Genomic DNA, 23,528 nt, shown 5'->3' with positions numbered 1-23,528 from the left:
TCATGATTATGGCTGCTACCCATGATGTCTTCAGAAAGTCAGAACCTGAGGCCCAGCCCTTTGGTTTCCATCGTTGCCCCTTGCTACAACGCCGAGCGATTTCTTGAGGTCGCGATTCAGAGCATTTTTGCTCAGGACTACGAGAACTTCGAAGTCATCGTCGTTGACGATGGTTCTACCGACAACAGCATTGCCATGCTCGAGTCGCTGCAGCAACGCTATCCTTTCCAACTCTACCGTCAGGCCAATCAAGGCGTCAGTGCTGCCCTCAACCATGGTCTGCGGTACGCCAAAGGCGTTTATCTCTCTACGCCGGATCTGGATGACATCATGCTTCCCTCATCGGTGCGGATCCGTGCCGAGTATCTGGACAATCATCCCGCAGTAGGCTGTGTGGGCGCGTTGATCAGCTACATGGACTCTGACGGCAAGGAAATCAAAAATCAGTCTCGCGATTACATCGAGCGGCTGACATTCGACGACATATTGCGCGGTGCGGTGGTCGTCGGTGCGCCGGTCGCGCTGTACTGCATGAAGGCCATTAAGGACGCGGGCGGCTATGATCCGCAGATAAGGGTTCAGGATTTTCAGGCGACACTGAAAATCGCTCACCTGGGCTATGAAATTCATGTGCTCCCCGAGATCGTCACGCGCTATCGACGTCATCCGAACAACCTTTCGCGCAAGTACAAGGTGTTGCTTGAGGCTGATCTGAAAAGCATCGAGCCTTATCGGGATCATCGCGAATACCAGAGCGGCCGTACACAGGCCATCAACAAAGCCTTGAAATATGCAGCGGTTGCGGACAAGCGATATGCCTGGAGTCTGTTGTTTTCCATACCATGGAGGCATATCGATAGAACGACCTTGCGGCGCTGCAAGCGTTTGCTGTTGAGCTATCGGTAGGTGCGGCCTGGTCCAAGAACATGTGATTGAAGATATGAAATTCATCGAGCTGTTGAAAAATAGAAAAATACGCAAGCAGTTGCGCAAGATGGACAAGCTGGACAGGCATGCCGAAAAAATCAGATTGAAATACCCGCGTGCGGTCGTCGGCGTGGGGACTTATGGCATCCCGGATATTGTCGATTTCGGTGACGACGCGGTATTCAGGGTCGGTGCTTACACATCCATTGCCCAAGGCGTGAAAGTTCTACTGGGCGGCGAACATCGCACGGACTGGATTACCACATACCCGTTCCCGGCGATGGTCTCGCAAGTCGCGGATATTCAGGATTACGCGCCAAGCAAGGGCGATGTTGTGATCGGCAGCGATTGCTGGATTTGCGCGAATGCAACCATTGTGTCGGGTGTCACCATCGGCCATGGCGCCATTGTCGCGGCAGGTGCGATGGTCGTTCGGGACGTAGCGCCCTATTCGGTAGTGGGAGGCAACCCCTGCAAATTCATCCGTTGGCGGTTCGACGAGGAAATTCGCCAGCTCCTGCTTCAGGCGGCCTGGTGGGACTGGCCTGTCGAAGAGGTCAAGTCCGTTGCACGAACACTGTGCAGTTCGGATATGGACACGTTTATCGACTACATTCGCCAGCGTCAGGTATCGCCTCCACTCCCGGCAGGGTGACCGCTGGACTCATGAGGCGGCTGCCCGCAAGCCTCATTCAGAAATGCCATGTCGGTTTGCATTTATTTCGAGCCTCATGGCCTGAATGATCTGGCAGAATAAGGCATTGGCCTGACTCGACCAGGCAGTCGCTAAAATGATAGAGGGCGTTATGAGTCAAGAAAGCATCAACTGGGACACTCTGGGTTTTGATTACATCAAGACTGACAAGCGCTACCTTTCTCATTGGCGCGACGGTGCTTGGGATCATGGCTCACTGACCGACGACAACACGCTGCATATCAGCGAAGGGTCGACTGCGCTGCATTATGGTCAGCAATGCTTCGAGGGCCTCAAGGCCTACCGCTGCAAGGATGGCTCGATCAATCTGTTCCGTCCCGACCAGAACGCCCAGCGCATGCAGCGCAGCTGCTCCCGCCTGTTGATGCCCCACGTCCCGACCGATGTATTCATTGAAGCCTGCAAGCAGGTGGTCAAGGCCAACGAACGCTTCATCCCGCCTTACGGTTCCGGCGGCGCGCTGTACCTGCGCCCGTTTGTCATCGGTGTGGGTGACAACATCGGCGTGCGCACGGCGCCTGAGTTCATCTTCTCGATTTTCTGCATTCCGGTGGGCGCCTATTTCAAAGGTGGCCTGAAGCCGAACAATTTCGTGATCTCCGGCTACGACCGCGCTGCGCCCAACGGTACAGGTGCGGCCAAGGTCGGCGGTAACTACGCTGCCAGCCTGATGCCCGGTTCCGAAGCCAAGAAGCACAGCTTTGCAGATTGCATCTACCTCGATCCGCAGACCCACTCCAAGATCGAGGAAGTGGGTTCGGCCAACTTCTTTGCCATCACCAGGGACGATGTGTTCCTGACGCCCAAGTCGCCATCGGTGCTGCCGGGGATCACCCGCCTGTCGTTGATCGAACTGGCAAAATCCCGTCTGGGCCTGACGGTCGAAGAGGGTGATGTGTTCATCGACCAGCTCGGCGAGTTCAAGGAAGCGGGCGCATGCGGTACGGCTGCGGTCATTACCCCGATCGGCGGGATTTCCTACAAGGACAACCTGCACGTGTTCTACAGCCAGACCGAAGTCGGTCCTGTGACCCAGCGTCTGTACAAGGAGCTGACCGGCGTTCAGTCCGGTGACATCGAGGCGCCAGCCGGCTGGATCGTCAAGGTCTGATGACCTGACCCGGATCGTTCCTGCGTCGAACGCTGGAACGATCCTCGACCACAGGTTCAGGCCTCAGGTGTTTTCCCTTCCTCAACCGGCTCTTTCGCCGGCCCCAGCACAATCGCCAGATGCCGCAGGTCGTCCACCTCCAGGCCGTAGCTCTTGCCTGACGGGCTCTGTGTGACCGTTCCCAGCGCATACACGGTGAAAAACTTCACGTCGTCCGCATGGCTCAGCAGCTCACTGATGTAGCGGCTGGAGCGATAGGCCTGCATCTGCGCAGGCGACACGTAGAGCGTCACCAGTTTGCCATCGAGACGGTCGAAGAACCTGAACTTGAAGCCCAGCCCGTAACGCTGCTCGATCAGGCCGCCTCCGAACAGCACCCGGCCGTTATCGCCTGATTGCGCGTATTTGATGTGGCGAAAATACGAGCGCAGCGAAACCTCGCCCTGGCCCGGGATTTTAAGCTTCAGCAGCTTGAAGTCTTCCAGTGGCAGCTCGGCCTTGGCCTGCCGATAGCTGTCCACCAGCCGCTCTAGATTGTTGGTGCGGGTTTCGCTATAGCGAGAAACCGGTGGCTTGGCGGGATCTGTGGCTGGAGGCTTTGCTGCAGGTTGCTGACTGCCGGCATCGGGCTTTTCCGGGCCGGACTCGTCCTTGACTGGCGTCTTGATGACCGGGTCGAATATATCGATGTAATCATCCAGCTTGCGTTTGGCCTTGCGCAGGCGCGTCTGTACATCGGTTTCTTCGAGCGGATCGTTCGGTTCTTCCTCTGCCTCTGCGCGCTCATCCACCCATTCGCAGCTCGAGTGATGGTCGTAATGCGGATTGGCGCGAAAGTGCGCGGCGACGAAGGTCGGGTTGTCTTGTGGCTTCACGTCGTAGCGAACCCCGGTGACTTTCGCCCCCATTGCCCGGCAAGCCTCGGTGGAGCAGAGAAACTCGAAGCGTGCGCGTGGCGGCTCCTGAGAGAAGTATTCACGTCGGGCAGCGGCGATCGACAGCTCCTGCTGCAGTTCCACACAGTACGCACGGGTGATGGGTTTGCTGGGCTTCATGCTCGTTGGCTGCCTTCCAGTGGGAGTTGCTGCAACACGCTATTTCACCCGGACACGCCTTGCAACCATTGCACAGCAGGACGTCGAAGGCCGTGCCCGGAAAAACCGCTTCAAAGTTACTCGGCGGGCACTGCCAGCCACTCTCCCAGCGCCTGCTGATACTCGCCGGTCGCTTTGCTCAGATGCAGCCACTGGTCCACGTAGCCTTTCCAGGTGACATCGTCGCGTGGCAACAGGTAGGCCTTTTCGCCGTATTGCATGTACCGGGTCGGATTGACCGCGCATAAGCCGGGCATGCGCTTCTGCTGGTAGAGCGCTTCGGAAGCGTCGGTGATCATCACATCCGCTTTCTTGTCCAGCAGCTCCTGGAAGATGGTCTTGTTGTCGTGAAATGCCAGGGACGCCTTTGGCAGATGAGCGCGAGCGAAAGCTTCATTGGTGCCACCGGCTGGTTCAATCAAACGCACCGAGGGCTGGTTGATCTGTTCGACGGTCTGATACAGGGCCTGATCGGCGCAGCGCACCAGCGGGATTTTGCCATCCACATCCAGCGTGTTGCTGAAAAACGCCTTTTTCTGGCGTTCCAGACTCACCGAGATGCCGCCCATACCGATGTCGCACTTACCGGCCACCATGTCCGGCATCAGGTTTTTCCACGTGGTGGGCACCCACTGCACATTTACCCCCAGGCTCTTGGCCAGTGAACGGGCCATGGTGATATCAATGCCTTCGTATTCACCGTCCTCGCGCAGCAGGGTGTAGGGCTTGTAGTCGCCAGTGGTGCAGACAGCCAACTGGCCGGCCTGCAGCACCTTGTCCAGATGCGAGGTGTAGTCCTGAGCCTGAGCTATGCCTGTGATGCCCAGCAGCAGGGCGGTCAGTGCGCTGTGTTTAAGATTCATCATGAGTCTGGATGCTCTCAGCGGTGCAGTCGGTTTTATTGGAGTCGACAGATTGCTTCATTTGTCAGGCCGATGTGAAGCCGTAATCAAAACATGCAGTTGGCGGAAGAGCGTAAATCAGGGGTTGAACATTTCGTAAAAAAGCGTAATGTTGTGCCCCATGATTCTTGAGCAAATCAAAGCGGTCGGCAATGACACTCGCATGTTGATCATGGAGTGGCTGAAAAACCCGCAAGCCCATTTCCCTCCCCAGGACCACGGTGATCCGGCGATAGGCGTGTGCGTGTCGCACATTCAGGCCAAGGCCAGCCTGTCGGCTTCTACCGCGTCCGCGCATCTGGCCATCCTGCAACGTGCCGGGTTGGTTCAGGCGACCAGGATCGGCAAGTGGACGTATTTTCGCCGTGACGAGCAGGCCATCGACCGGTTTGCCGACAGGCTCAAGAAAGAACTCTAGGCTTTGAGCGTTACTTATACATTTCGTCATTTTGCGTAATGTTGAATTGATAGGAGATTGACCATGAGCAATACAACCATCTATGTGCAGGCTGGCGGCGGCTACGATCAGGTCAGCGTTGGCGAAAGCGAGGTGCTTGCACCTAAAGCCCGCGAGATCACTGTGCGTTTGCATGCCAACTCGCTCAACTATCACGACTTCGCAGTCGTCACCGGCATGTGGGCACCGACGGAAAAACGTATTCCCATGGCCGACGGTGCAGGCGTAGTCACCGCAGTAGGCGAGGGCGTCAGCGAGTTCGCGGTGGGCGACTCCGTGGTCAGCACGTTCTTCCCTGAATGGATCAGCGGCGAGCCGCTGGTTGAAGGTTTTGTCACTGTACCGGGTGATGGCGTCGACGGTTATGCCCGCGAGCAGGTGACTGCCCGTGCCACTTCGTTCACCCATGCACCCAAGGGCTACAGCCACGCCGAAGCGTCCACGCTGACCACCGCCGGCCTGACCGCGTGGCGTGCGCTGATGGTCGATGACGCGTTGAAAGCCGGCGATACCGTTCTGGTACAGGGCACTGGTGGTGTATCGATCTTCGCGCTGCAGTTCGCCAAGATGGTCGGCGCTACCGTTATCGCGACGTCGTCGAGTGATGAAAAGCTTGAGCGTCTGCAAGCCATGGGCGCCGACCACCTGATCAACTACCGCAAGGACAGCAACTGGGGCGAGACTGCCCGCAAGCTGACCGGCGGCCGTGGTGTGGATCACATCATCGACGTGGGCGGTCCATCGACACTGCAGCAGTCCATGAATGCGGCACGGGTCGCTGGCCACATCTCGGTCATCGGCATTCTGAGCGGTGTTGCCGGTCAACTGGAGTTCGTCCCGGCGCTGGTCAAACAACTGCGCATGCAGGGCGTGCTGGTGGGCAGTCGCACCCAGCAGCAGGACATGATCCGTGCCATTGATGCCAACGGCATGCGCCCGGTCATGGACCGTTCCTTCCCGATGACCGACATCGTCGAAGCGTTCCGTTATCAGGAAACCAATCAGCATTTCGGCAAGATCTGCCTGGATATCTGATCTGCACCACTGTGCTGCTAACCGGGCACAGGTGAACAGCGCTGGCCTGCCGACCCTGGTATCGGCAGGCCAGTCGTGATGTTTTGCATTACTTTCCCGGCGGTCCCGCTCATTTCCTTGCATCAAGTTCGCAGGTCTGTGGTCACATCCTCTGTGGCATGAAAGACGTTCGTGCTGTGCAGCGTCCAGCGCTGTCTGGCGCCACGTTCAATTCGATTATCAGATCAGGGACGCATTGAAATTATGAAACCTCATCTTCTGCTAGGTCTGCTTGGCGTTTTCTCTTTCGGTGTTCAGGCTGCATCGCTGGACGTTCCGATCAATCTGGTCAGCGCTGACGGCGCCCCCAAACCTATCGGCAGCGTGACAGTAAGCGAAACGCAATACGGCTTGCTGTTCACGCCGAATCTGAAGGCGCTGCCTGCGGGCATCCACGGTTTTCATGTGCATGAAAACGGCAGTTGCGAAGCAGGTACCAAGGACGGCAAGAAGGTCGCAGCCCTCGCGGCTGGCGGTCACTTCGACCCGGCCAAGACCGGCAAGCACCTGGGGCCTTACGCCGATGGCCATCTAGGCGACCTGCCTGCGCTGTACGTGGCCACTGACGGCACCGCGAGTTACCCGGTTCTCGCCCCACGCCTGAAGAAACTCTCGGAAATCAAAGGCCACGCGCTGATGGTTCACGCGGGCGGTGATAACCATTCCGACCACCCCGCACCTCTGGGCGGTGGCGGTGATCGTGCTGCCTGCGGCGTGATCTGATACATCGTGCCTGCATCCGTTTCGGGTGCAGGTGCGCCAATCGGTAAAGCTCTCTTTATCGCATGAGTAAATCGGGCGCTGCAGCGTGCCTGGCCCGGTGCAGGGCAGTCACGCGTGCTTGAGAGCATCTCCATGATGCATCGCCGAGTGACCGGTCTTGTCGCTCTTCACTTCGTACTGCGGATCGTCCCTTGAGGCGGGCCGATGTTTGCCCATGAACTCCACGTCTTTCACATGTACTTTGGTGACTTTGCCATGCACTTCGCCTGCCTCGGAATTCCAGCGTACAGCGTCGCCAACTTTGAATGTGATGGTCATTCGGATTTTCCTCAAGTGGGGGAGCGAATGATCCGGAAAATTCGCTCGGTACTGTTCGGAGTGTTCAGAAAAGGAAGAATTCACTGCGGTTGATTGTGTGGTTGGCCTTTATGTCGCTCGTGTACGCGCAGTCCGTTTGAAGGAAGTGACTACATGAGGAAGTGGCTTACAGACGCACAGATTGCCAATGATCAACCCCGGGTTGTGGTTGACGGCATCTTGCAACACGGCCGCGCATTGTCCGGCACACCGCCTGCTTAACGTGAACTTCAATCCTCGCGCAATACCGCCAGCCTGCGCAGGATCTTCAGCACGTAGCCTTTTTCAATCATCGCGCCATGGTGTCCATCGCAAAAACGCTCGCCTCTGATGCAGTAGGTCAGCAGGGTTTGCATATCAGCGAGGTTTGCCTGGGCGATATAGAGGTCGTCATCGAGCATGTCCGCCGCGCCATGATTAAGGTAATCAATGTCACACCAGCAGTCTTTGGCCACCGCGCGATAAAACGCTTCGACTACCGGAAAGTAGTCTGGCCAATAGGTGTTTTCCCTGACGATATAAGTCTTGATCGCCACGCCGTCTGGGTACAGCAGGGGCAGGTAGGAGAGTAGCTGGTCAATATCGTCGGGCCCCGGCGCGGGTTCATCAGGCAAACGTGTCGCGCTTGAGGGGTGTGGCAGGAATGTCCTGACCTGCCTTGGCGTATGTTCGGCCACATAAATATCAAAAGCCCAGACTTGCCCGGCCGTCAGTTGCTGGTCTTTGTAGTGCCGCACATATTCTTGATAGCGTTGAAACGCGTCCGATTGCGCGCCGTCGGCAAACAGTGAAGCGATTGCCGCTGATTGAGTCAGCCAGTAAACATCCGGCGAGTGTTCGGCTTTAGACGTGACGATGTCGATTGCCGCTGACTGCAGCTCTCTGGCCAACTGCCGTCCTGTTTCACGGCATGACTCGTCCTGACTGGCCGGATCAGCCTGTTCCATTTGCGCAACATAGGCGTGATAGCGAGCTCGCAGCGGTTCGTCCTGTTGCCCCAAGGGCGGGCAGGCTGGTGGCCGGAGACGCAGTGGCTCCGGCTCTCTATAGACTGGCAGCCACGCCAGATTTTCCTGTACGCGTGATAGGGGAGCTTGCTGATCGGCAGGCTGCGCTGGCGGCAACCGGACAGGTTGTTGCGTCTTGGGCTTTCGGTCGAAGCGCGCTTTCAGGCGCATCAGCAGCTTGATCATATGAGCACTCCAGTGCATCGCTTCGATTTAAAAGGGGATTCTCGCATCATTGCTCTTGGTGTAAGTTGAAAAGCTTCCTGATCAAACGATCAGAAAATTCGTGCTTTGCCTGCCAAGGAATGCCTTCAATAATGAACTTGTCACTCAAAAAACTGGCCGTCTCCACCCTGATACTGGCCAGTCTCTCGTCGTTCACCAGTCTGGCCAATGCCAACGTCACTGCACAACAGAGCGCCATTATTCTCAAGACGTTCAGTGAGACATCGGTAAAGGACTTCAGGCAGTTTCTGAACAGTCTTGCCAACGCTGATGTGGTTAAAACTGCTGATTTTGGCCCGGCCATCAGTGCCTTTCTCGACAACAAACAACTTTCCGAAGCGCAACAAAACGATATTCATCGCCTGCTCGGTCTTTATACCCGCATGAAGTACGGCAGCGCGGCCACTGAAACCCTGCGTGAGCTGGTGGCCATTCCCACGGTTCGTGTCGACGGCGTTGCCCAGCACGAAAACCCGGCGTTCATAAAGATCGCCGACACGATCAAGCGCCTTGCCGAAGGCTTCGATCTGAAGTTCCGCAACGTCGATAATCGTGTGTATGAAGTCTCGCTCGACGGGGTCGGTGATGAAGTGGTGGGCATTCATGTGCATGCCGATGTTGTACCGGTCACGCCGGACAACTGGGTCTTGCCTGACGGAACTCGTCTGGACCCGTTCAAGGTGACGCTGATCGGTGATCGCATGTATGGACGCGGCACCGAGGACGATAAGAACGGTATTGTGGTTGCGCTCTATGCCATGAAAGTCATCAAGGAAGAAAAACTGCCGCTGGCCAGAAACTTCAAGTTGCTGATCGATACCACGGAAGAAACGGCCGGTGACGCCATCCCTTACTATTTCGAGCGTAACCCGACGCCTGCCTACAACCTGGCGCTGGATGGCGGTTACCCGGTCGTGATTGCCGAAAAAGGTTACGGCACGGTCATGGCGAGCTTTGCCCGACGCAAGGCTGAAGGCGAGGGGGCCGAGATCGTTTCAATGACCGGGGGCATGGCTACCAATCAGATTCCATCGAAGTCGGTCGCCACGCTGCTGACCGACAAGCCTGCCGAGCTTGCTGCCAGCCTGCAACAGGCCGGTGCCGAGTACGTGAAAAGCAATGGCGGTGACTTCGAGGTCGATGCCAAGGTCGACGGCAAGGACGTCAAACTGACCGTGACCGGTGTTTCCGCGCACTCATCGGCACCCCAGTCCGGCGTCAACCCGGTCGCGAGGATGCTGGACTTCATCAACAGTCTGCAGGGCAAGGTTGCGCTCAAACACAACCAGATCACTGACGCTGCTCGCTATGCCGCCGACAACTGGGGGCTAGATTACCTGGGCAGCAAGTTGGGCGTCGGGTTCTCCGACGACTTCATGGGGCCTCTGACGGCATCCCTGACGTACGTCGCAATGGATGAAAAGGCATTCAAACTTGCGGTCAATCTGCGTGTGCCAAAGGGCAAGTCCCCGCAGGAGCTCAAATCCGAAATCGCCGAAAAGCTCGCGGCCTGGAGTACGAAAACCGCTATCAAGCCAGCGTTCGACTATTCCATTGCCGAGCCGATGTACCGCAACCCCGAGGGTGAGTGGGTCAAGGCGCTGCTCGCTGTCGCCAGTGAAAATCTCGGTATGGAGCACACCTTTGGCACCTCGGCTGGCGCGACGTCGGTCCATTCATTGCCCAACGGGGTGCAGTTCGGCCTGGCAAGACCCGAAGTCAAATACACCGGTCATACGGATAACGAGTTCAAGACCACCGGGCAGTTCTTGCTGGATCTGCAGATCGTCACTGAGATGATGGGGCGTATCGGACAGCTGCCGAAGCTCTGACACGACGTCCGGGCCTGTTGCAATGACAGGCCCGGTTTCGATGAGGGTTTTTATTTCGAAGCGCAGGCACACGACGCGGGGAGCGAGTAATACCGGATCTTCACTAAGCGCACTCAACTCGGTTGCGGCCCAGACGCTTGGCCTGATAAAGCGCCTTGTCTGCGCGCTGAATGAGGCTGGCAGCCGTTTCCCCGGCGCTGAGTTCTGCAACGCCAAGGGAAATGGTCACCGACCCTGTTTCCGGGATCACCAGGTTTTCAACGCTGTTGCGAATGCGCTCCGCGAGTTCGGCAGCCTGTCTCAACGAGCTGTCGGGCACCAGAATCAGAAACTCTTCTCCTCCCCATCGAGCGGCGATGTCCATCAGGCGGATCCGCTGTTTGAGAATGGCCGCAACACTGGTGATTACGCTGTCGCCGGCAGGATGGCCGTACCGGTCATTGACCGCCTTGAAATGATCGATATCGCAGATGATCAGGCTGAACGGCTTGCCCGACATGCTCACCGCAGGTATCTGTCTCTCAAGCATATGCTCGGCGGAGCGGCGGTTATCCAGCCCGGTCAGCGGATCGCTGTGAGCAATCTCCAGCAACTTTTGTTCCCGGCCCAGGCGTGTTGTCACATCCTGGCTGATGCTGACGTAGTGGGTGATTGCGCCCTCCAGGTTACACAGCGGAGAAATGCTGTGTTCCGCATAGAACAACGAGCCATCCTTGCGCTTGTTGATGAAGGTCGTGCGCAGCGGGGCGCCACTCTTCAGCGCTTCCCTGAATTGCGCATAGAACGCCTCATCGTGTTTTCCGGAGCGCAGCATCCGCGGGTTTTCGCCGATAATTTCGCTGCTGCTGTAGCCCGTGATCTGCTGAAAGGCTTCATTGGCAAACACGATGGTGGAATTGCAGTCGGTGATGATGATCGGATCAAGCGCAGCGTTCAGTGCCTGCGCCAGCAGGTGTTGCTCACGTTCGGCGCGGATGCGCGGGCTGATGTTTTGCTGCACAGAGACAAAGTTGCACACCGTGCCTGCATCGTCGCGCACCGGAGAAATCTTCCATTCGACGATATAAGGACTTCCGTCCGCGCGGTAATTGACCGTCGACCCTTCGAAAAAAAGACTCTCGCTCAGGCATTCGCGCATCCGCTCGATCACTTGAGGATCGGTGTCCGGGCCTTGCAGGATCCGTGGCGAGGCACCGATCAATGCCTCGGCTGTGTAGCCGGTCATCGAGCAGAATGCCGGATTGACGTACACGATGAAGGGGCCGCCATTGGCCAGATTGGCATCGGTGATCAATACGGCATTGAATGACTGTTCGACAACTGCTTCAAGCAAGGCAAGACGCTGGCTGGATGAGGTCATCTGATTTCCTGTCGAGTGATCCGTTAATTGATCGCGGCTCTGATCAGATAATGTGTGACGCAATGCCGGTTGGACAATGGATGCAGTGAGTTGGACCGCAGGCACTGAGCACTGGTTGCACAGGCACTATACCGCCATGAATAAACGGGTGCATGACGCCCATCACGACAGTATTCAGTACGCTGCGCAGAGCTTCCTGGATCAGTTACCAGATCACTGGCAAGATTTTACAGGTAGAGACACATTACAAGACAGCATGCTCACGCTCAGGCTGCGGGATGGCCGGGAGTCATTCCGGCCCATCAACGCCGGCGTAAATCAGGCAGTGCATTCGGCTGCGGACTTGATGATATGCAACAGCGCCTCTGAGCGCATCGGCCTGTTCAACAGGTAGCCCTGAAAGTAAGGACAGCCCATCTTGCGCAGCAGGTTGTATTGTTCTGCGGTCTCGACACCTTCCGCCGTGATATCCAGATTCAGCGCTCGGCCCAGCGACAGGATGCTGCTGACAATGGCTTTGCTGCGTTCGTACGTCATCATTCGGGACACGAAGGAGCGATCGATCTTCACCGCATCGATCGGGTAACGGTCAATGTAGCCGAGCGAGCTGTAACCCGTACCGAAATCATCCAGCGCCACCCTCACGCCAAGCTGCCTGATCTGCCGGAGAACCTCGGCGATCGCGTCAGGCTGATAGAGAAACACCGATTCGGTGACCTCGATCTGAAGCTGGTCCGCAGGCAGGCCGGTGGCAGCGATGATCCGTGTCACCTGATCGACGAATCCAGGGTGGCTCAGCTCTTTCCCGGACACGTTGACGTTGAGCCTCAGGTCCAGGTGAGAGAATTCCTTGCGCCAGGCCTGCACTTCGCTACAGGCCTGATGCATCACCCAGGCCCCCAATTCATGAATGATCCCCAGGTCTTCGGCAATCGGGATAAACGCATCGGGGGAGATGATGCCCATGGTCGCATGGTTCCACCTGACCAGAGCCTCGACCCCGACCAGATGTTCACAGTTGCCGCTGTAGATCGGCTGATAAAAGACCAGGAAATCCTTGTCTTCCAGTGCCTGGCGCAGCGCGTTCTGAATCACCAGCGTGTCGATCGCCGCCTCGCGCATCGAGGAGTTGAAGATGCTCCAGCGTCCTCTGCCCTGTTTTTTCGCGGAATACATGGCCACATCGGCGTCACGCAGCAATTCTTCGGGCTTGGTATGGCTTTCACCTGCGGTGACAATGCCGATGCTGCACGAGATGAAAATGTCCTGGCCTTCGATCTGTATTGCCGTGTGCAATTGACTGACGATACGTTCAGCCATTTTTACCGCAGTCTCCGGCTGATCCTTGCCCATCAGCAGGATCGCAAATTCGTCGCCGCCGATTCGCGCTAAAACGTCATTAGAGCGAACGCAGGTCTGCAATCGATTCGCCACTGCCTTGAGCAACTTGTCACCGGCCAGGTGCCCCATGCTGTCGTTGACCACCTTGAAGCCGTCCAGGTCCAGAAAGAGTACCGTTGCCCGTTCGTATCGGGGGTCGCGGATTTCAAAGGCCGTGGTCAACTCGTTCATCAGGTAAGCGCGGTTGAACAGTGAGGTCAGCTCATCGTGAAAAGCGATATAGGTCAGCTCTTCGGAAATGCGTTCGCGCTCCTCCAGCCGGCTCTGTAGCGCAAGCTTTTCTTCCCACTCCAGACGGGCTCGCTGAGCCAGTTGCTGAGACTCCTTGCGCTCGGTGATGTCGCGCTGCACGGACACCCAGTGGGTGAACCAGCCTTTTTCATTGGCCACCGGCACAATGCTCAGCTCGACCCAGAACTTGCTGCCATCCTTGCGGGTGTTGAGCAGTTCGACCTCAACCGCCCGCCATTGACTGAGTGCCTCACGAATGACGTCCAGCGTTGCCCGGCTGGTGTCCTCACACTGCAGGATGCGGGGCGTGCGACCTATGACTTCCTCTTCAGTGAAGCCGGTGATCGCCAGAAACGCAGGGTTGCAATAGACGATACGCGGGCCCGGCAGATCGATGGGTTCCGCTTCAGTGATAAGAATCGCGTCATTGGCGTTGATGACCACCGACTCAAGCAAGCGCAGGCGTTCGAACGAGGTGACCAGCGGGTTATTGGCCTCGGGATCACGGCCCGGTTGCAGGTAAGTACGAATATGAGCCGCCTGGGCCTGCAGCGCATAGCGTTGCGCAGCGCTCAGCACCATTGCGTCATCGCTGTTGCTCAACAGCATTGCGCCGAGCAACTCATGCCTGAAACCACGGATAGCAACGTAGATCAGCGTAGACCCCGACCTGTTGGTTTCCATCGTATCCGCCGGGCTGTCCTTACCGACCAGCACCACGTCGCCATAAGACGAGATCATCCTCAACCATGCCTCATCCGCTTTGGGCAGGCTTTGACCGGAGCTGACCAACTGCTCCCAGCCTGTAGCGCTGGATACCATCAGCAAACCGGCGGTGCACAAGGCGGAGTGAGCAGCGGCCTGCAATACCTTGGCAACATCTTCAATATTCGTCGGTATGACGTGGTCGTGCTCATAGCCCTGTGGGTTCATCGATCACTATTCCTGAGTGGCGCGCATGTGTGGCCCGGATCATGTTTGGCGGCGCATAAGCGGCGGATCCGTCCTGTGGACCTCTTCCAGCTGCGCGCAGACATGGCCTGGTTGACTTAGCAGTTTTCAGCTGCGACTACGTACAGACTTGAAGTTGCTCACGATGTTTGGTCGAGGCGACGACTGACCCATTGCATAACGAGCCAGACGGTCATTCACCGGCTAATCTGCAGTAGGGAGTCATGTGTCAATACATCGAATAAGAGATGATGGTTAAGTGCCATTACGTACTAATGGCTAGGACAGGGTTGGTTTGAAAAGGTTGCATGGGATCATATCTATCCGCATGGAGTGCTAGCGCTATTGTGGAGTGATAGCGTCAGACGGAGAGTCGAAGTTGGCCTGCTCATATGAATGAGCCAGTAAGGGGAAGTTGGAGTCGTTCGCAGCCATGCTATTTGTAGCGTTACGGTGCTCCTAACGCTCAGCTTTAAAGACACCCGCTTTCTCAAGCGTACTCACTAGATCATCCGGTTTGATGATTTCCGTCGTCGAGTTCAGTTCATGGGCGGACCACCACCGATGCTCCGTCATCACCTGGGTTTCCTGCAGCGTCCATTCTGATCGAGAGAGTACCTGGCTCTCTGCATATACAACGTAATAGCGTTCAACAGCGAGTACGCTCTCACCACTAGGGAGCAGCATTGGAAAACGTCTGTTGGCAATATGCTCAGCGACCGAGTTGACCCTGATACCGGTTTCTTCGCGCAATTCACGTATGGCGGCGGCCTCATAAGTTTCGCCGTCTTCGACGCCTCCACCAGGCGTTGCCCAATAATTGCTGCCGGCCAACGCCCCTTTTGTGTGCTGAAATCTGAAAAGCAGTATTCTCATCGACGGGCTGACGATTAACAGCCTCGATGATTTGCGCTCACGCAATGGTTTGTCTACCTGGAAATTTGACATGAAACCTCACGCCTCATACCGCCGCCGCGCATCACTGAGCATGGAAATCGTCAGTTTGCGTACTTCCAGTTTGCTGATCTCTACATGGGAGCGCAGCAGCAATAACGCTTCGTCACGTTTGCGCGCCTGAAGTGCATTGAGGATCGCGGCGTGTTCGAGGTAGGTATGTTTGATACGGGCGCTTTTGAAGAAGTCCAGCCGCCGTACAATACGAATGCGCTCGGTTACTTCCTGATGAATACGGGCCATTTCCAGATTGCCCGAAGCGGCCACCAGTTGGGTGTGGAACTGTTCATCGAGGTCGGCGACCACTTGCATGTCTATCTGCCAGCCATCGCGATCGATCAACCAGTGCTGGCGCAGAATATTGAGTTCCGGATGCACCTCGGCCGACGCACAGATGCGCTCGACCGCCGCACACTCCAGCACGATGCGCAGGTCGTAGAGCTGGTCGATCTGGTTGAAATCCAGAGGCTTGACCGACCAGCCGCGCCGGAACTCGACATCCAGGTAGCCTTCGCGTTGCAAGCGATAGAGCGCATCACGCACCGGTGTTCGCGAGACCTGATACCGGTCGGCCAGTTGGGTTTCGGTAAACCGGTCGTAGGGCAGCAGGTAGAAGTCGAAAATCTCCTGCTTGAGCCGCCGATAGACGTCTTCGGCCAGCGCGTTGGTGGTGTTCGGGGAATTCAAGGGCGTGGCTCCAGGCTGCTCAGGTCAATGCTGACATGTGCAGCAACGACTTTCCAGCCGCCCTCCAGTCGCGCCCAGGTCTGCATCTGCCGACCAAGGCGCTGGGTGACGCCATCATGAAACTCGGTACTGACCGTGGCGAAGTCTTCACCGAAGGTGCTCACCACGGTACGCAGCAGTGTGCGTCCCGGTCCGACCGGCTGACACTGGCGTCGATAGCGCGCGATCGTGTCCGCGCCCTGCAGGTTCTCGGCAACGCCGTAGCGGACGGTCTGTTCTGAATCCCAGAAATACGCATCCAGCGTGGTCAGCTCATTGGCCAGCAGGGCGCGTTCGTAGTCGTGAAAAGCGTGGGTCACTTCGGCGACCACGTGGGGGAGGTTGATGTCCATCAGTGTGTGCTCCTTGTCTGCAGCGCCTGCTCCAGGTCCATCAGTGTGTGCTCCTTGTCTGCAGCGCCTGCTCCAGGTCCATCAGTGAGGCAACCCGGCCGACAATCCCGCCTTGTGCGGTGATCATCTCCAGCGTGGCCCGCTTGAACGCGGGGAAGTAGCTTTCGGTCGCGTCCTCGATCAGCAGGCAGCGATAACCCCGGTCATTGGCTTCGCGCATGCTGGTCTGCACGCAGACTTCGGTGGTGACGCCTGCAAAGATCAAATGGGTGATCCCGGCTTCGCTCAGCCGCTGCTGCAGTTCGGTGGCGAAGAACATGCCTTTGCCGGGTTTGTCGATGACCCACTCGCCAGCGAGCGGCTTCAGGGCGTCGATAATCTGATTGCCGGGTTCGCCGCGAATCAGGATGCGTCCCATCGGACCAGGATCGCCGATGCGCAGGCCCGGCGAGCCATGGTCACGTTTGGCTTGCGGGCAATCGGCAAGGTCGGCACGGTGCGATTCACGGGTATGGATCACCGCAATGCCCTCATCGCGGGCCAGCGCCAGCAGGCGTTGCACGGACGGAACGATGGCCTGCAACGGTGCGACATCGTTGCCCAGCGCGGCACCAAAGCCACCGGGTTCGAGAAAATCGCGCTGCATGTCGATGATCACCACGGCGGTACGGGACGTGTCGAAGGCGAAGCTGTCAGGGCGTGCATTGACCTTGTTCATGCCGGTTCCCCCGTGAGGTGTTCGGCACCGGCCATGTGTCGACCCAGTTCGGTACGGTCGGCGTCCGCTGCGCTGGTTTCAAACACCAGCTCGCCATCGTGGATGACCACGATTCGGTCTGCCAGGCTCAGCAGTTCGTCGAGGTCTTCACTGAGCAGCAGGACCGCTGTGCCGCTGTTGCGAGCATCAATGAGGCGCTGGTGAATGAGCGCGACACTGGCGAAGTCCAGGCCGAATACCGGGTTGGCGACGATCAGCACCGCGACATCATGGGTCAGTTCACGGGCCAGTACAGCGCGCTGCACGTTGCCCCCGGACAAGGTGCCGATCGGCCGGTTCGGATCGTTGGGCGATACCTGGAACTGTTCAATCAGGCTGCGTGCCTGGACACCTGCCGCGCGACGATCCAGGCGCCAGCCCTGCCGGCACAGGGGCGGCTGGTCGAAATTACGCAGGGCCAGGTTGTCAGCCACGCTGAACGTGCCGATGCAGGCGTTGCGCAAGGGTTCCTCAGGCAGGCTGAACACGCGCAGGCGCTGCATCTGGTTGCGCCGCGCGTGGTAAGGCTGACCGTCGACCGATATCTGCCCGGCGCTTAAGGCTCGCTGGCCGAGCAGCGCTTCGGTGAGTTCGCGCTGACCGTTGCCGGAGATACCTGCAACCCCGACGATCTCTCCCGGGTGAACGGCCAGAGACAGGTTCTTCACCGCCAGCGTGCCTTTGTCGCCAGGGACATCCAGACCTGCCACCTGCAACTGGGGCGGGCGGGCCGCCATCACTGGGCGCTCGGTGCTCACCCCGCGTACCTGCGCTTCGCCCATCATCCATGCCGCCATCTGTTGCGTGCTGGTATCAGCCACTGCCGCGCTGCCCACCCAGCGACCCTTGCGCAACACCGTGACGTCATCGGCGTAGGTGCTGACTTCGCGAAACTTGTGGGTGATCATCAAGACGGTCAGTTCGCCACGATGCGCCATCGCCTGCATCAGCCCCAGCACTTCGTCGGCTTCCTGCGGCGTGAGCACCGAAGTGGGTTCGTCGAGAATGACCAGTCGACGCTCCAGGTACAGCTGCTTGAGGATTTCCAGTTTCTGCTTTTCGCCGGCCGCCAGGCTGCTGACCGGCCGATGGATGTCCAGACGAAAAGGCATCTTTGCCATGAACGCTTCCAGGCGCTGGTGCTCGCTGGCCCAGTCGATGCGCCAGGGCAGATCGCCGCGCGACAGCACCAGGTTTTCCGCAACGCTCAGGCCCGGTGCGACAGTGAAGTGCTGATACACCATGCCGATCTGCAATTGATGAGAGTCGCGTGGGGTACGAATCTCATGTTCGCGGTTGTTGATCAGAATGCTGCCCGACTGCAGCGGGCTGTAGCCGATGATGCCCTTGACCAGCGTACTCTTGCCGGCGCCGTTCTCGCCGAGCAGGGCGTGGACGGTGCCGGCGCGGACCTTGAAGGACACCTCGTCGAGTGCGCGAAACGCACCAAAATGCTTGCTGGCACCAATCGTCTCAAGGCTCGGGGCGCGCATGTTCATGCTCCCAACAGGTCACGAAGCATCGAGGAATGGCCGACTGCGCCGAACACGCCCCCCTGCATTTTGACCATGCTCAGGGCCGCTGCATGGTTGCCAGCGTCGGTCGCCCCGCAGCAGTCTTCCAGCAGCAGGCACTCGAAGCCACGGTCATTGGCTTCGCGCATGGTGGTGTGCACGCAGACGTCGGTGGTGATACCGGTCAGGATCAGGTTGTCGATGCCGCGAGTGCGCAGAATCAGTTCCAGATCGGTGGCGCAGAACGAGCCTTTGCCGGGTTTATCGATAACGATTTCGCCGGGCAGCGGTGCCAGATCGTCAATGATTTCCCAGCCCGGCTCGCCACGTACCAGAATCTTGCCGCACGGACCGGGGTCGCCGATCCCCGCGCCGATACGCTGCGAGCGCCAGCGCTTGTTGGCGGGCAAGTCACTGAGGTCCGGGCGATGGCCTTCGCGGGTGTGGATGATGGTGAAGCCCAGCGGGCGCATCGCGGCGAGCAGCGCCTTGATCGGCTCGATGGGCGCACGGGTCAGGGCCAGGTCGTAACCCATGCTGTCCACGTAGCCGCCGACGCCGCAGAAGTCGGTCTGCATGTCGATCACGATCAAGGCCGTATTGTGCGCATGCAATTGCCCATTCCAGGGCCAAGGGTAGGGCGCCGATGCAATATGACGTTCGCTCATGGCGTTACTCCTTCCAGCTGCTGGGGGTAGGTTTGAAGTCGCGCTCGGGGGCTGCAAAACCGCACGAGCTGCCATCGGTATGCACGACGTCGTCTTCCCACGGCAGACGGTACCGGCCTGCGCTCAGATCGTGCATGTAGGTGTAAGGACAGTCGCGTGCGCCACCCTTGACCGCCACATAGCCGCGATGCCCGAATTGATAGATGTTGTTCTCCACGCCCCAGTGCACACGGGCTTCGCGGACCAGATCGGGGCGCAGTTCGCAGCAGACGATTTCGTCGGCCCGGCCACCCCCTTCAGCCATGATCGTACCGTCGAAGTCGACAAACATCGCTTCGCCCATGGAGTCGAACGTGCCGTCGGAGCCGCACATGCAGACGCTTGCGGTCTGCATCAGGTTGGTGAAGGCATTGCTCTGATTGGTGATCTTCCACGAGTGGCGGATTGGTGCGGTGTAGCCCGCAGTGCGCAGCATGATGTCGGCGCCCTTGTAGGCACACTCGCGGGCCATTTCCGGGAACATGCCGTCGTGGCAGATGATCAGCGCCAGCTTGCTGCCGCGCGGTCCGTCGCAGACCGGAATGCCCAGATCGCCAGGCTCCCAGGGTTCGACCGGCACCCACGGGTGCAGCTTGCGGTAGTACAGGCGGATCTCCCCGAGGTCATCGACGATCAGGCCACTGTTGAACGGGTTGCCGTGCGGGTTGGCTTCCATGATCGAGAAGCAGCCCCATATCCGGTGCGCCTTGCACGCCTCGCGCAGCGCGATCACTTCCGGGCCGTCGAGGCTGCACATGATCTCCGGTGCGGTGCTCATCGAAAGGCCGTGCAACGAGTATTCGGGAAATACGATCAGGTCCATGCCCGGGTTGCTGCGTCGCGCCTTGGCGACCATGCCGACCACTTTCTGTGTCTGCGCCCACAACGCCTCGCGCGTATGCGGATCGGGCAACGTCAGCTGCGCCAGGCCGATCACCACGCCATTGGGCGACTTGTTCAAACCACCAAGACCACTGGCCATGCAATGTCTCCTCGAAAAGATCAGTTCATCGCGTCAGGCTGAGTTCGCCAGGCGCGCCGTTCAGAGTGCGACCACGGCGGCAGGTGGCGTACATCACCACCAGCGTCAGCGCATAAGGTGCTGCGGCAAACAGGTAGTAGCCGGTGCTGATTCCGACCGCTTGCAGGGCCGGGCCGATGGCACCGGCAGCGCCGAACAGCAACGACGCCCACAGGCATGCCAACGGACGCCAGCGGGCAAAGATCACCAGCGCCACGGCCATCAGCCCCTGACCGCTGGACAGCCCCTCGTTCCAGCTGCCGGGGTAATAGAGCGACAGATAGGCGCCGCCGATACCGGCCAGCCCGCCGCCGACCGCAGTGGCCACAATGCGTACTTTGAGCGGTCGATAGCCCAGCGCCTGAGCGGTTTCGGCATGGTCGCCGACCAGACGCAGCATCAGCCCCCAGCGCGTGGTGCTTAGCCCCCAATGCAGAACGAACGCCAGCGCGGCACCGACGAAGAACAGCACATTGATGTTCAGCGCCGAGCGCACACGTTCTTCGCTGCTCCAGGCGCCCAGCGCCAGTGAAGGCAGCATGGGCGCCTGTGGCTGGATAAAGGCCTTGCCGAGAAAGAACGCCAGGCCGGTGCCGAGCAGGATCAGCGCGATGCCGAAAGCGATGTCATTGACCCGTGGCAACGAGCACGCCAGCCCATGCAGCAGGCCCAGTAGAATGCCGACCCCGGCAGCCGCGCCGACGCCCAGCCACGCCGAGCCGCTCAGGCACGCGACGGCGTATCCGGACATGGCACCCGCTACCAGAATGCCCTCGAGCCCCAGGTTGATCCGGCCGCTTTTTTCAGTCAGGCATTCGCCCAGGCTGACGAACAGAAAGGGTGTGCCGACGCGGATAGCGCCGGCCAGCAGGGCGAGGAGAAATGTAGTCAGGTCGATATCAGCCATGTTGCAGTGCTCCCTTGTCGAGCGGCGCAGGCGACGCCGTCAGCCTGATCTTCCAGGCCGCGATACGCCCGCCCAGGGCTTCCCAGAGCAGCAGATTGGTGAACAGCAGACCTTCAAGAATCAGCGTGGTGGCGTCCGGCAGACCGAGCCGTCGTTGTAGCAGTCCGCCACTGGCTTCCAGCCCGCCAAGCAGGATGGCGCAGACGATAATTGCCAGCGGATGATGGCGAGCGGCGAAGGCCACGAGGATGCCGCTGGTGCCATAGCCTGCGATCAAGGCGGCGTTGGCGCTGCCTTGTACTGCGGTGACCTCGAACATGCCGGCCAGGCCAGCCGCCGCACCGCCCAGCAGGCAACTGAGCATGATCAGCCGGTCCACCGGCAAGCCGATCATCAGCGCGGTCCGCACGTTGCCGCCGACCACGGCGAGGGCAAAACCCTTGACGCTGTGGCGCACCAGCACATACGCCAGCACACAGGCAGCGACGCCCGCCACCAGGCCCCAGTGCACCTCAAAGCTGTCGCTGATCGTGCCGATCATATAGGCATCGTCCAGCGGCGGAGTCGAAGGCTTGTTCAGGCTGGCCGGGTCGCGCAGCGGCCCTTCCACCAACTGCCTGAACAGCGCCAGGGCGATGTACGAAAGCAGCAGGCTGCTGATCGTTTCATTGACCCCGCGCCGCTGGCGCATCCAGCCACTCAGGCCGATCCACAGTGCGCCCACGGTCATTGCGGCGACCGCCATGCAGGCGAGCATCAAACCGGCTGGCAGATGGCTGAGCCACAAGGGGGTCACTGCGGCAGCCAGGCCGCCCAGTACCAGCGCACCTTCGCCGCCGATGATGATCAGCCCGGCCCGCGCGGGCAGGGCAACGCACAGTGCGGTCAGCATCAGCGGCGCGGCGCGTTGCAAGGTGTTTTCCAGGGCGAACCACGAGCCGAACGCACCTTCGCCGACCAGGTGCAGCGCCTGCCAGGCAGGCTTGCCCTGAACCGCCAGAAACAGCCCGAACAGCACGCACGAGGAAAACACTGCCAGCACCGTAGGCAGCCCCGGCAACAACGCGCTGGCCAGGCGGCGCAGACTTATCGATGAACTCATGAACGTTCCTCAGAGCTGGCCAAGCACACCTTCGACCAGGTAATTCATGCTCTCCAGAGCAATGTCGGTCTGGCCTTGGGCAACGCCATCGGCAATCACCACGTTGCCCTTGTTGTCCTTGAGCGGGCCTTTGAAAATCACGAACTGACCGGCCATCATCTGCGCCTTGATGGCATCCGCTTTCTGCCTGGCGTCGGCGGTTACCGCAGGCCCGTAGGCGGACGTCTTGACGAAGCCTTCCTTCAGCCCGCCGCGCAGGAAGTTGATCATCGGCGCACCACTCTGGGCTGCCGCGATGTGAGCACGATAAGGTGTTTCCCAATTCCATTCGGCACCGGTCAGGTAGCCTTTGGGGGCCAGCGCAGCCTGGCTGGCGTGGTAGCCACAGGTCATGACACCGCGTTTTTCAGCGGTCTCGACAATCACCTTGGGCCCGTCGACATGGCAGGTCAGCACGTCACAACCCTGGTCGATCAGGCCGTTGGCAGCTTCTGCTTCCTTGACCGGCAACGACCAGTCACCGGTGAATATCACGGTGGTGACGATGCTTGGGTCGACCGAGCGGGCACCCATGGCGAACGCGTTCAGGTTGCGCAGCACTTGCGGCACAGGTTTGGCGGCGACGAACCCGAGCTTTTTGCTCTTGCTCATGTGCCCGGCAATCACGCCGTTGAGGTATTGCGCTTCATCGATGTAACCGAAAAAGCTCCCCGCGTTCATCGGGTCGCGACCTTTCTGCCACAGACCACCGCAGTGCGCGAAACGTACATCCGGGTACTTTTTGGCGACCTTGACCACGTGCGGTTCGAAGTAGCCGAACGAGGTCGGGAAAATTAACGTTGCGCCGTCCTGACGGATCATGGCTTCCATGGTCTTCTGTACGGCCACGGTTTCCGGAACGTTTTCTTCCTCGATCACTTTGACGTTGGGCAGCGTCTTGATGATGGCCGCTGCCTGGGCGTGGGCCTGGTTGTAACCAAAGTCGTCGCGAGCGCCGACGTAAATAAAACCCACTACCAGCGGTGCATCGGCTGAATAGGCGCGACCGAAAGGCAGCGCTGCGCTCAGGCCGATAATGCCCGCCAACTTGATGAAACTGCGACGATCAACATTCGACATG

The 23,528-nt window shown here is 58.9% G+C and carries 23 protein-coding genes; 7 read left to right on the top strand and 16 right to left on the bottom strand.

Annotated elements, in window-relative coordinates:
• Positions 1 to 21 precede the first annotated feature (21 nt).
• The 3 genes from BLR20_RS09705 (at position 22) to BLR20_RS09695 (ending at position 2,753) form a co-directional block, all read left to right on the top strand.
• Positions 22 to 906, top strand: coding sequence for a glycosyltransferase family 2 protein (locus BLR20_RS09705; protein WP_054992926.1), 885 nt, complete (start codon positions 22 to 24; stop codon positions 904 to 906).
• Between the two features lie 34 nt (positions 907 to 940).
• Positions 941 to 1,582: a CatB-related O-acetyltransferase gene (locus tag BLR20_RS09700; protein ID WP_054992927.1), complete on the top strand. Its 642-nt coding sequence runs from the start codon at positions 941 to 943 to the stop codon at positions 1,580 to 1,582.
• Between the two features lie 151 nt (positions 1,583 to 1,733).
• Entirely contained in the window at positions 1,734 to 2,753 is a 1,020-nt protein-coding gene (locus BLR20_RS09695) for a branched-chain amino acid aminotransferase (protein ID WP_032615754.1), read from the top strand.
• Between the two features lie 56 nt (positions 2,754 to 2,809).
• On the opposite strand, the gene BLR20_RS09690 is transcribed toward BLR20_RS09695, so the two are convergent.
• On the bottom strand, positions 2,810 to 3,808 hold the full coding sequence (locus BLR20_RS09690) for a hypothetical protein (RefSeq protein WP_054992928.1): 999 nt from the start codon (positions 3,806 to 3,808) through the stop codon (positions 2,810 to 2,812).
• Positions 3,809 to 3,924: 116 nt separating this feature from the next.
• The gene (locus BLR20_RS09685; protein WP_054992929.1) at positions 3,925 to 4,713 is read right to left on the bottom strand and encodes a transporter substrate-binding domain-containing protein; all 789 of its coding nucleotides are present in this window, start codon (positions 4,711 to 4,713) and stop codon (positions 3,925 to 3,927) included.
• Positions 4,714 to 4,858: 145 nt separating this feature from the next.
• On the opposite strand from BLR20_RS09685, the gene BLR20_RS09680 reads away from it, so the two are divergent.
• The 3 genes from BLR20_RS09680 (at position 4,859) to sodC (ending at position 7,003) form a co-directional block, all read left to right on the top strand.
• On the top strand, positions 4,859 to 5,167 hold the full coding sequence (locus BLR20_RS09680; protein ID WP_074594616.1) for an ArsR/SmtB family transcription factor: 309 nt from the start codon (positions 4,859 to 4,861) through the stop codon (positions 5,165 to 5,167).
• 63 nt (positions 5,168 to 5,230) lie between these two features.
• A complete protein-coding gene (locus BLR20_RS09675) occupies positions 5,231 to 6,241 on the top strand; it encodes a zinc-dependent alcohol dehydrogenase family protein (RefSeq protein WP_054992930.1) in 1,011 nt (336 codons plus the stop codon).
• 243 nt (positions 6,242 to 6,484) lie between these two features.
• A complete protein-coding gene (gene sodC / locus BLR20_RS09670) occupies positions 6,485 to 7,003 on the top strand; it encodes a superoxide dismutase family protein (RefSeq protein ID WP_054992931.1) in 519 nt (172 codons plus the stop codon).
• Between the two features lie 108 nt (positions 7,004 to 7,111).
• Here the strand turns inward: sodC and BLR20_RS09665 are convergent, their stop codons facing one another.
• Both BLR20_RS09665 and BLR20_RS09660 read right to left on the bottom strand, forming a co-directional pair.
• Entirely contained in the window at positions 7,112 to 7,321 is a 210-nt protein-coding gene (locus BLR20_RS09665) for a hypervirulence associated TUDOR domain-containing protein (protein ID WP_032615743.1), read from the bottom strand.
• A 269-nt stretch (positions 7,322 to 7,590) separates the two neighbouring features.
• Positions 7,591 to 8,553, bottom strand: a complete 963-nt coding sequence (locus BLR20_RS09660; protein ID WP_054992932.1) for a DUF6508 domain-containing protein — start codon at positions 8,551 to 8,553, stop codon at positions 7,591 to 7,593.
• A gap of 131 nt (positions 8,554 to 8,684) precedes the next feature.
• Between BLR20_RS09660 and BLR20_RS09655 the strand changes: the two genes are divergently transcribed.
• Entirely contained in the window at positions 8,685 to 10,424 is a 1,740-nt protein-coding gene (locus BLR20_RS09655) for a dipeptidase (RefSeq protein WP_054992933.1), read from the top strand.
• Positions 10,425 to 10,527: 103 nt separating this feature from the next.
• Here the strand turns inward: BLR20_RS09655 and BLR20_RS09650 are convergent, their stop codons facing one another.
• The 12 genes from BLR20_RS09650 to BLR20_RS09595 form a co-directional block, all read right to left on the bottom strand.
• On the bottom strand, positions 10,528 to 11,784 hold the full coding sequence (locus BLR20_RS09650; protein WP_010429034.1) for a sensor domain-containing diguanylate cyclase: 1,257 nt from the start codon (positions 11,782 to 11,784) through the stop codon (positions 10,528 to 10,530).
• Between the two features lie 318 nt (positions 11,785 to 12,102).
• Positions 12,103 to 14,349 (bottom strand): putative bifunctional diguanylate cyclase/phosphodiesterase, encoded by a 2,247-nt coding sequence (locus BLR20_RS09645; protein WP_032615736.1) that lies wholly within the window; start codon positions 14,347 to 14,349, stop codon positions 12,103 to 12,105.
• Between the two features lie 477 nt (positions 14,350 to 14,826).
• Positions 14,827 to 15,315: an NUDIX hydrolase gene (locus BLR20_RS09640; RefSeq protein WP_082429559.1), complete on the bottom strand. Its 489-nt coding sequence runs from the start codon at positions 15,313 to 15,315 to the stop codon at positions 14,827 to 14,829.
• A gap of 6 nt (positions 15,316 to 15,321) precedes the next feature.
• Positions 15,322 to 16,008, bottom strand: coding sequence for a GntR family transcriptional regulator (locus BLR20_RS09635; RefSeq protein WP_054992934.1), 687 nt, complete (start codon positions 16,006 to 16,008; stop codon positions 15,322 to 15,324).
• The gene (gene hpxZ, locus BLR20_RS09630; RefSeq protein WP_010429027.1) at positions 16,005 to 16,400 is read right to left on the bottom strand and encodes an oxalurate catabolism protein HpxZ; all 396 of its coding nucleotides are present in this window, start codon (positions 16,398 to 16,400) and stop codon (positions 16,005 to 16,007) included. The genes BLR20_RS09635 and hpxZ overlap by 4 nt, the downstream gene beginning before the upstream one ends.
• 40 nt (positions 16,401 to 16,440) lie before the next feature.
• Positions 16,441 to 17,118, bottom strand: coding sequence for a cysteine hydrolase family protein (locus BLR20_RS09625; RefSeq protein ID WP_010429025.1), 678 nt, complete (start codon positions 17,116 to 17,118; stop codon positions 16,441 to 16,443).
• Positions 17,115 to 18,656 (bottom strand): ABC transporter ATP-binding protein, encoded by a 1,542-nt coding sequence (locus BLR20_RS09620; protein WP_162235645.1) that lies wholly within the window; start codon positions 18,654 to 18,656, stop codon positions 17,115 to 17,117. The genes BLR20_RS09625 and BLR20_RS09620 overlap by 4 nt, the downstream gene beginning before the upstream one ends.
• Positions 18,653 to 19,339 carry a biuret amidohydrolase gene (gene biuH, locus BLR20_RS09615; protein ID WP_010429021.1) on the bottom strand — a complete coding sequence of 229 codons (687 nt, stop codon included), beginning with the start codon at positions 19,337 to 19,339 and terminating at the stop codon, positions 18,653 to 18,655. The genes BLR20_RS09620 and biuH overlap by 4 nt, the downstream gene beginning before the upstream one ends.
• Positions 19,340 to 19,343: 4 nt before the next feature.
• Positions 19,344 to 20,360, bottom strand: coding sequence for a formamidase (locus BLR20_RS09610; protein ID WP_010429019.1), 1,017 nt, complete (start codon positions 20,358 to 20,360; stop codon positions 19,344 to 19,346).
• 25 nt (positions 20,361 to 20,385) lie between these two features.
• Positions 20,386 to 21,306 (bottom strand): ABC transporter permease, encoded by a 921-nt coding sequence (locus tag BLR20_RS09605; protein WP_010429016.1) that lies wholly within the window; start codon positions 21,304 to 21,306, stop codon positions 20,386 to 20,388.
• Positions 21,299 to 22,408 carry an ABC transporter permease gene (locus BLR20_RS09600; protein ID WP_032615728.1) on the bottom strand — a complete coding sequence of 370 codons (1,110 nt, stop codon included), beginning with the start codon at positions 22,406 to 22,408 and terminating at the stop codon, positions 21,299 to 21,301. Before BLR20_RS09600 ends, BLR20_RS09605 begins: the two co-directional genes overlap by 8 nt.
• Positions 22,409 to 22,417: 9 nt before the next feature.
• Positions 22,418 to 23,527, bottom strand: coding sequence for a BMP family ABC transporter substrate-binding protein (locus BLR20_RS09595; protein ID WP_054992936.1), 1,110 nt, complete (start codon positions 23,525 to 23,527; stop codon positions 22,418 to 22,420).
• Position 23,528: the final 1 nt, after the last annotated feature.

The organism is Pseudomonas congelans, assembly GCF_900103225.1.
In the GTDB taxonomy this organism is placed as follows: domain Bacteria; phylum Pseudomonadota; class Gammaproteobacteria; order Pseudomonadales; family Pseudomonadaceae; genus Aquipseudomonas; species Aquipseudomonas congelans.
Note: the sequence above shows the minus strand (reverse complement) of the source record. Positions and strands in the feature narration are given on the sequence as shown.